Source organism: Streptomyces sp. NPDC054863, assembly GCF_053610825.1.
Genome location: NZ_JBSGZD010000336.1, coordinates 1 through 8230, shown reverse-complemented (window position 1 = coordinate 8230; position 8230 = coordinate 1). Strand labels below are relative to the sequence as shown.

The following is an 8230-nucleotide window of genomic DNA, read 5'->3' as shown; positions in this document are numbered from 1 at the left end:
ATCATGTCAGATCATTAAGTAGTTACGGTGCCCTCGCTTCGCTCAGGCACCGTCGGCGGCCGTGCCAGAGGTGCACCTGTCCGCATCAGGCTGCCGGTTCGTGATCATGGATGGCTAGGCTGCGCTCATGTCACGTGTACGCATCGCTCTTGCCGCCACCCTTGTTGGGGTGGCCTCGCTCGCCGCCTGTTCCTCCGGCAGTGAGCAGTCCCGTGCCGTCTCCGGAGCATCGGACGGGAACAAGCCGGTCGCCGCCCCCGCAGCGAAGCCGATCACGAAGGAACTCCCCCAGGCGGATCTCACCAAGGCGCTCCTGGGCGACGGCGAAGCGCTTCCCGGGTGGACCCTCCACGACGACAAGTCGGTGGTGAAGGAGGGCACCTACTGCAACTCCAACAAGGACGACACCTCCCCGAAGGGGTGGATCCGGGGAGGCGACGCCGACTACGAATACAACGGGTCCACGAACCACATGGCCTCCGTGCACATCTGCCTCTTCGACACAGCCGAGAACGCCCACGACGCCTACTCGGAGTGGAAGGGCACCGAGCCGAGCAAGGAGAAGCCCACGAAGCCGCCAGTGGGTGACGAGGGCACGACCGTCCTCAATCCCGGTGTCAGCGAGGACTACGTCCACGCGTTCAGCCGCTCGGGCCGGGCCAACATCCGGGTCACGCTTGATGGCGTCACCGAAGCCGACCCTGCGGGAGCACAAGCCATGCTGTCGGCAACGCTGAAGCGTCTGCAGCAGCTCCAGGACGGGAAGCCCGCCACCGTCACGGCCGCGGACGAGCAGGCCGCCGGGAAGTAGCTGGTGACTGCCAGGGCGCAGCTCACCTTCCTGTCACAGATTCCGGCGGGCGGCGTTCTTCCTCGCATGATGCCCATGCCCCCGTCGTCGCCCTGGCCCGCCACTTCTACGAAACCCGCCGCGAGATCCTGGGCGAGGGCGGTGCCGAAGCCACGCCCTGGTACCGGCTCGCCGCGGACGCGCGCCATCACTTCACTGACAGAGGATGTCAGTGAAACTCCGGACAGTGGTGCCATGATCCTCAGTCACCACTCCCGCCGGGCCGAACGGCTGCTCGTGCCCGCTGCCTTCGCCACCGCCCTCGGAAACAACGTCCAGCTCATCGTCGGCGCACTGCTCATGATCAGAGAGCAGCAGACCACGATGGCCGTCGGCTGGCTCTTCATCGCCGTCGCCGGGCCGCAGGCGCTGTTGTCACCCTTCTGTGGGCGGCTGGCCGACCGCTTCGACCGGCGATCCCTGTGGATCGGCTGCGATGTCGCCAGTACGGCGTTGGCCCTCGCACTGCCGTTGTGGCTGGTCTGCGGCGGCGCCCCGGGGCCCGGCATCTACAGTGCCAACCTGGCGCTCGCGGTGGTGGGCGCGCTGTTCTTCCCGGCAAGCTCCGCGCTGATCAAGGAACGGGTCCCGGCGGACCGGCTGCGGCGGTTCAACTCCCGCTACGAGATGGGGACCCAAGCGGGCATGCTGCTGTCGGCGACGGTCGGTGGGCTGTCCGTCCAGGCTTTTGGTGTCGTGCCGTTGCTGGTCTTCAACGCCGGGACCTTCGTCGTCTCGGCGCTCTGTGTCGCCGCGGTGGGGCGCCGCCCTGATCGGGCGGCGACGGCCACCGCCGCCGGGCCGGTGCAGACGGCGGCTCCGCTCGGGCCGCTGCGGATGCGCCGATTCATCCTGCTCTATGCGCAGGGGAGCGTGGTCGTCACGGTCTTCAACGCGCTGCTGCCCACCGCCGTCATCGGTGAACTGCACCTGGGGGCAGCAACGTTCGGCCTGGTGGACGCTCTGGGATGCCTCGGATTTCTGGCGGCAACCGGTGCGTACCGGATCGTCAGCAGGCGCAGCCCGGACCTTCACATCGCCGTCGTGGGCTTTCTGCTCAGCAGTGCCGGCCTGGTGCTGCAGAGTCAGTTCGGGATCGTCGGCTATCTGATCGGGGTGCCGCTGGGCGCCTTCGTCTTCGGGCAGGCTCGGATCGCCTCCCGGACCATGCTGATGACGTCGGCCGACGACGCATCGGTGGGCAGGGTCTTCGGGCTGGCGAACGGTGGCGGGCTGGCAGCCACGGTCGGGGTGATGTTCCTGGTCGCGACGGTCACCGACCACAGTGACACGCGCTACGGCTTCGGGGCCCTCGCCGCCCTTGCGCTGCTGGCGACTCTGTCTGCCGGACTGCTGCTGAGGTCGCCGGCCTCCGCCCGGCCCGATGTGCCCGCCGACCGGTACCGGTCGAGCACGGCCGCCGCCTTCTCCGCGATCCCGCGGCGCAGTTCCTCGGGGGCGAGCACCTCGATGTCCGGCCCCAGTGACAGCAGTGCGGGAATCGCCAGCTCGACCGATTCCAGCGGTACCGTCGCCGTCACCCAGCCGTCCGACTCCGGCGGCCCTGCCGAGACTTCGACGGCGCGGACCAGCGCCGCGTCCAAGCGGTCCGGCAGCGCGGACAGCAGTGCTGGAGCGATCCGCACAGAGGCCTGAAGCCGCAGCCTGCGGGCGTCGTAGGCGGTGAGGTATTCCTGCCAGTGAGCGGCAAGGTCGAACCCCTCCGGACGCTCGAAACCGACCTCTCCGACCTCCAGGTGGAGGATCGAAGACACCCGGTACGTCCGCACCGCGCCGTCCACCGCTGCCACGAGGTACCAGACTCCCGCCTTGAGAATGAGGCCGTAGGGGGCGAGTTCACGCTCGACCTCCTGCGGCTCGGCCCAGCGGCGGTAGCGCACCCGGATCCGGCGCTGGTTCCAGACCGCATCGGCGAGCGCGACGAGAGCGGGCGGCGAGTCCTGTTCCCGGTACCAGCCGAGAGCATCAAGGTGGAACCGCTCACGGACCCGGCCTGCCCGGTCCCGCAGCGGTGCGGGCAGCGCCGCGGTCAGTTTCAGCTGTGCCGCCGCCAGCACCTCGCCCAGCCCCAGGTCGTCCGCCGCGCCCGGCAGTCCGGCCAGGAACAGAGACTCGGCCTCGTCGGCATGCAGTCCGGTGAGCCGGGTCCGGTAGCCGCCGAGCAGTTGGTATCCGCCACCGTGCCCGGCATCCCCGTAGACGGGAACGCCCGCGCTGTTCAGCGAATCGATGTCCCGGTAGACGGTCCGGACCGAAACGGCCAGCTCCTCGGCGAGCTCACCGGCCGTCAGCCTGCCCCGGTTCTGCAACAGGAGGACGAGGGAGAGAAGCCGGGCCGCGCGCATGGACCCATCTTCCCAGGCCCAGGCCCGGACCCGGACCTGGGTCGAGTCCGCCGGGCCACCGGCGTTCCTGGGCGATGCGCCCCACGAAGGCCGAGCGAAGCCTGCGCGGACCGCACTGGGTGACCGACTGATACGAAACCCACTGAGGCCGACCCTCACCACACCCACTCCGCCCGCAGGATGCTGGTGAGCAACGCCCTCATGCGCTTGATGGTCCTGGTGCGTTCGACCGAGATCCCGTTGCGGTGAGCCAGGGTCAGCGTCAGTTCCTCCGTGAGTCTGGAGGGCGCCGCCCCACTACCGCGCCACCGCCCCGGTCGACGGAAGGAAGGCCTTCGACGCCTACCTCCACGCCCTCGACGGAGCCTGGGCCGACCACCAGCGACGCGGTGGGCCATCCCTTGAGGGCTGCACACGGTCTGTTGCCACCACCCCTTATCGCGGATGGCGCACAAGGCCCACCATGACCTGCTGCACATAACGGGCGTCGACGCCCGCCCCAGCGACATCGACGAAGCCGTCGCACCGACCACCGCCTACAACGAAGCCGTCGGCAACAGCTACGGCTCCGGCTGTGTGGCCGAGTTCCTCTCCCCCCGCGTCAGCCCCGGCTACCGCGACTTCCCGCACGCCGCGGCACACCGGCAAGCCATCGCCCGGCGCCGTGACATCGACTACGCCGCGTACCGGCAGTTGCGCATCCACACCCCGCCCGTCGACGGCGGGCACTGGGAAGCCCCCCGGACTTCCCCCGACCGCAACCGGCGGACCGGCCTCGACCAGCACCGGCGCATCTACGAGTCGGCTCCGCTTGCCCCCGCACCTGTTGCCCCTACACCTGCGGCACACCCCGCACACGGTTGGCCGTACGGATCAAGGCGTTGCCGAGCAGACTGCCGGCGACGGCACCGACGCCGATGGCCGCGGTGGACAGCAGCGCGAGCAGGGCGGCGCTCCCGGCTCCCTCCCGTCCCGCCGAGAGCTGGGTGAGACTGTCGTACACCTGAAGGCTGGGCAGGAGCGCACCGGCGGCTCCCGGAACGACGACGGCAGCCGGCGGTACACGCAGGACGGGGCTGCACACCGCCGCGCACGCCCCCAGGGCGGTGGCCGCGCACAGCACTGTGAAGGCGGGGGCGGGCACGACGTGGGAGACGGCCATGTTCACCGCTCCGCCCAGAAGTCCGGCGGCGACGGCCATGGGCAGCAGACGCCGGGTGCCGCCCATGGACACGCAGTTTCCGAGTGCACCGACGGCCGAGACGACCAGGCCGCCCCAGACGGGAAGGGTGGCGTGGTCGATGAACGGCGCGTACATGTCCTCCACGGCCTCGTCGGCCAGTAGGGAGACGACGACCACGCCTGTGGCCATGCCGGCCAGCGCCACGGTCACGTTCACGGATCGTGTCGCGGCCATCAGGGAGTAGCCGGTGATGCCGTCCTGCGGCAGCGCGATCAGCGGCACGATCGGCAGCAGCACCACGAGGTTCGCCGACATGACGGCCGTGCTGTACGGATCGATGAGGCCGGTGCCGAGGAGCGCGATGCCGAGCGCCACGACCAGTGCGGCCTGGGCGGCGATCACGAAGAAGTACGGCATGGCCCGTCGGAGCAGCAGTCTGCCCGCCCGGTCGCACATCATGAACACGGCCACAGCGGTCAGGGCAGCCCACACCGAGCCACCCACCTGCAACGTCACCGAGGCGGCCAGGACCCCGCCGCCCGCCGAGCACGCCCACCACGGCCAGGGCGGCGGCGTGGCCTCGATGCGCCGCAGTGCGTCCAGAGCCTGCCGCACAGTGAGGTCGCCGCCGATGACGTGCTTGACCAACCGGTGCAGCGACGCCATGCGCCGCAGGTCGCGAGGGTCCGTGGATGTTCGCGTGACGCACATCATCGTGGTCGGGGAGGCCCGCGGGGGCGCGTACTGGAGGTGAATGGTGCGGGCGGTCACGTCGACATCCAGGTGGTTGAGCCCCAGCGTCGTCGAGACGGCGATCACGGACGATTCGATGGTCTGGGTGTCGAACCCGGAGAGGAACAGCTGCTGCCCCAGTTGGAGGGCGAAGTCCATGACCCTGCGCGCATCGCGCTCGGACAGCGTCTGCGAGCTGACGTCCACCGCTCCGTCGAAGGCCGTGTGCTTCAGGCGGTCCAGGACTTCTCCGCCCTGGGAGCGGCGTCGCTTCTTCCGCTCCCTGTCCTTGGCGTCGCTGTCCTTGTCGTTCTTGTCCTCGTCGTTCTTGTCCTTGCGGCTGTCTTCGGGCGTTCCATCGTTGGCCATGTGTTCCCGTCGTTTCACGCTGTCGCCTGGAGTTAAGCCTCGGTCAGGCGGATCCTCGCCGCCATCAGGGCGACGTCATCCTCGGAAGGCGGCCGGGCGGGGCAGGACGGTGTCGAGCATGCGGTCGGGCGGGGCCATGGGGTCCACTTCGCGGGAGGCCGGCTCGACCGGCGCGCGATCGATGACATCGTCCCGGCGTTCCACTAGTCCGTCGGTGTACAGCAGAAGTACCGATCCGGTCGGCAGGGTGACGACGGTGGCGGGTTCGTACGGTGCGCAGGCGGCACCGAGAGGGGGAGACCCACCGGGATGGACTCAGTAGTTCGCCGGGCTTCCCCGAAGTGTCCAGAAGTGGCGGTAGGTGACCTGACCTGCGTGGGTTGCGTTCGCCGGGCCGACGGCGGCCACCTGGCACCTGGCCAGACGTTTCAGTGCCAGAACCTGGGCCACGGCGTCGGCGCGGGTGCGGGAGCCGCCAGCGGTGTCCGCAGGTGAAGACGATGTGCCCGACACGGCTCGCGCTCGCGCGAGGAGCACCTGGGCAACCGGCGAACGGCCGGACCGACCTCAAGTGCCAGCTCTGTTCGAGTGACTCGGGTAGGGAGGAAGCACACGAAAGACCGTCGCTCCTGCTACTTCTGAGTTTCGGCGACATTCTGCACGAAGGCTGCGAGGACGCTCTCGTCGGCGCTTGGGGCCGGCTTGAAGGTGGCGACCTTGTCGGATGAAGCCGGGCCGGTGAAGTCGCTGATCTCCATCGTTACGATGACGCCTCCAATCCGTACCGCTGTCACCAGCGAATAGTTGAAGCCTCCGCTATCGATCCGTGACAGCGTGCGGTAGCGCACAGCCTCCTCCCCGAGGCCCGGCGCGGCGAGTTTTTCGGTCGTTACGGACACTTCGCCATAGATGTTGCCGACCTTGAAACGGGCACACGCATCAACAGCCAGACGCAGTTGAACCATGCGTGCGCGTATCGACGCGGGACTGGTCGACCGGGTGGCCCCCCCGGGTGCCGCCCCCGGAGTTGAGCCGCTTGAGGAGGTGCTTGGCGACGTTCTGCCGACGCACGGCGGTGTAGGCGCGCTCGATCTTCTCCAGGTGGCCTTCTTGAATCAATCTGACCGAGGAGGCATTGGACGGCTACTGGTGAAACGTGCTCCCTGAGACACCCCTCCCATAGCACCAATTCACGGAAGATCCCCAGGTCAGAGGCGTAGCAGCCCGGGTGCGTTTCACCCAGCTTTTCAGTGTGGTCCGGCAGCCGAACCTGCGGGAAGACGCTCATGGCCCCTGCGCGCCTCCGTCCGGGCCGCGGCGCCCGACTGCCGTGGCAACCCGCTGGATGTACTGGCACCGGTCTCATCTGCAAGGGTCCTGCGAGCCACATCGGCGCGGGCTGCTGCGTCCGGCGGCGGGGCCAAGGTGATCCCCACGTCGGTGAGCATGCTCAGGTCCAGCGTCCACGTGATGCGAGACCGCGCCTGCCAGACGTCGAAGGCCGAAGCGATGTGGAGATCCGCCTGGGCGCTGGTCATCTTGGAGACTCTCATCAGGTGGGCGCGGGCCTGGGGCGCGAGCCCGCGGATCTGAGCGAAGCCAAAGTGCGTGACCGTGTGGCAATCGGTGCACAGGCAGATCAGCCGCTTCAGGGTCTGCACATGGGCGGCATCGTCATAGGTCCACCGCTCGTGCGCCTCCAGCCAGCGCTTTGCCTCCCGGTCCGCGCCCGCGCCGCACGCCTCGCAGCGGTCACCGGCGCGGCCATAGATCATGCGGCGGAGGCGCTCCCAGTCCTTCTGGGCCACGCAGGACCGCACGTTGGTGAACCAGCAGCTGCTCGGCACCAGGTCCACGAACAAGCCGTTGCCGAGCGAGCGGTCCTCACCCGGCAAGAGCTGAGGGATGTCCGCCCCAGGGCTCCAGCGCTCCAGGTCGGCCATCCCGGCACGCGGCGCGAACCAGCGCCGGGCGGTCGCGTCCCATCGGGCTCCGCCCGCCTTGGCCTCGTCCTTTTCCGCGAACGGAACATCCAGCCAGATCCGCTCAACGCCCATGCGATCGCTCCCTGTTGCCGGTGCGCCGGTTGGCGGCCCTCACTCTAGGGATATCCACTGACAACACGTCAGACAGTGACACAATCGTTCTATTCTGACGTGCTCTCCCAGTCCGATGCCAAGGCGGCCCTCCGGGCAAATGTGATCGACCCGGAGGTGCCCTCCTTCAGCCAGATCGCCGTCCGCACATCCGTTGATCAACCCTGAGCGGGCTCGGCGGGCGGGTTGCGGTTCAGCCGCGAGTGCGTCGGACGCAGCTGGCGGCAAGGTCGGCCACGGCGTGGAATGCGAGCGCGCCAGCGGCCATCAGTACGAGAGTGCCCTCCGGCACGTATCCAGCGGCGGACGCCACGACAGACAGGGCCGTCAGCGCGCCGGGTCAAACATCCGTAGAAGTCCTCCCCCGAAAGTGGGAGGTGACGACGAATGCCTCGTCCCGGCCATCGTGGTGCAGCAGACTCATTCCCCACGGCCTTCGCTGGTCAAGTGCCTTCCTGGTCGGGGCAAAGGATCAGACGGGGACCGTGTTCCCATCCCCGGAATCCCCGTACGAGCCATCACGTTCGGGGCATCATTCGGTCAGCCGGAGTCGACAAGATCAAGCGTTCTCCTCGGGCCCAACTGATGCCCTTGGTCCGGCCGGACCGAGGAGCAGGGTCCACCGCACCTGCTC

The 8230-nt window shown here is 68.7% G+C and carries 5 protein-coding genes and 2 pseudogenes; 2 read left to right on the top strand and 5 right to left on the bottom strand.

The features are described from left to right. The first annotated feature begins 127 nt into the window (after nucleotides 1–127). Entirely contained in the window at nucleotides 128–811 is a 684-nt protein-coding gene (locus ACWGIG_RS34230) for a hypothetical protein (protein WP_453325592.1), read from the top strand. A gap of 66 nt (nucleotides 812–877) precedes the next feature. Further along, nucleotides 878–2065: pseudogene (locus ACWGIG_RS34225) on the top strand (MFS transporter); the annotation flags it as partial. Nucleotides 2066–2145: 80 nt separating this feature from the next. Here the strand turns inward: ACWGIG_RS34225 and ACWGIG_RS34220 are convergent. The 5 genes and pseudogenes from ACWGIG_RS34220 to ACWGIG_RS34200 all read right to left on the bottom strand — a co-directional run bounded on the left by ACWGIG_RS34220 (nucleotide 2146) and on the right by ACWGIG_RS34200 (nucleotide 7557). Then, on the bottom strand, nucleotides 2146–3216 hold the full coding sequence (locus tag ACWGIG_RS34220; protein WP_453325591.1) for a helix-turn-helix transcriptional regulator: 1071 nt from the start codon (nucleotides 3214–3216) through the stop codon (nucleotides 2146–2148). Between the two features lie 832 nt (nucleotides 3217–4048). Beyond that, complete coding sequence (locus ACWGIG_RS34215; RefSeq protein ID WP_453325590.1) at nucleotides 4049–5500, bottom strand: threonine/serine ThrE exporter family protein; 1452 nt, start codon at nucleotides 5498–5500, stop codon at nucleotides 4049–4051. A 75-nt stretch (nucleotides 5501–5575) separates the two neighbouring features. Next, a pseudogene (locus tag ACWGIG_RS34210) lies at nucleotides 5576–5794 on the bottom strand (SpoIIE family protein phosphatase); the annotation flags it as partial. 338 nt (nucleotides 5795–6132) lie between these two features. Then, a complete protein-coding gene (locus tag ACWGIG_RS34205) occupies nucleotides 6133–6465 on the bottom strand; it encodes a hypothetical protein (protein ID WP_453325589.1) in 333 nt (110 codons plus the stop codon). Nucleotides 6466–6747: 282 nt separating this feature from the next. Beyond that, entirely contained in the window at nucleotides 6748–7557 is an 810-nt protein-coding gene (locus ACWGIG_RS34200) for a DUF5710 domain-containing protein (RefSeq protein WP_453325588.1), read from the bottom strand. Nucleotides 7558–8230: the final 673 nt, after the last annotated feature.

Bases quoted from the DNA above. Each gene is read 5' to 3' on its own strand.
- ACWGIG_RS34230 (WP_453325592.1), top strand. From the start codon at position 128: ATGTCACGTGTACGCATCGCTCTTGCCGCCACCCTTGTTGGGGTGGCC.
- ACWGIG_RS34220 (WP_453325591.1), bottom strand. From the start codon at position 3,216: ATGCGCGCGGCCCGGCTTCTCTCCCTCGTCCTCCTGTTGCAGAACCGG.
- ACWGIG_RS34215 (WP_453325590.1), bottom strand. From the start codon at position 5,500: ATGGCCAACGATGGAACGCCCGAAGACAGCCGCAAGGACAAGAACGAC.
- ACWGIG_RS34205 (WP_453325589.1), bottom strand. From the start codon at position 6,465: ATGGTTCAACTGCGTCTGGCTGTTGATGCGTGTGCCCGTTTCAAGGTC.
- ACWGIG_RS34200 (WP_453325588.1), bottom strand. From the start codon at position 7,557: ATGGGCGTTGAGCGGATCTGGCTGGATGTTCCGTTCGCGGAAAAGGAC.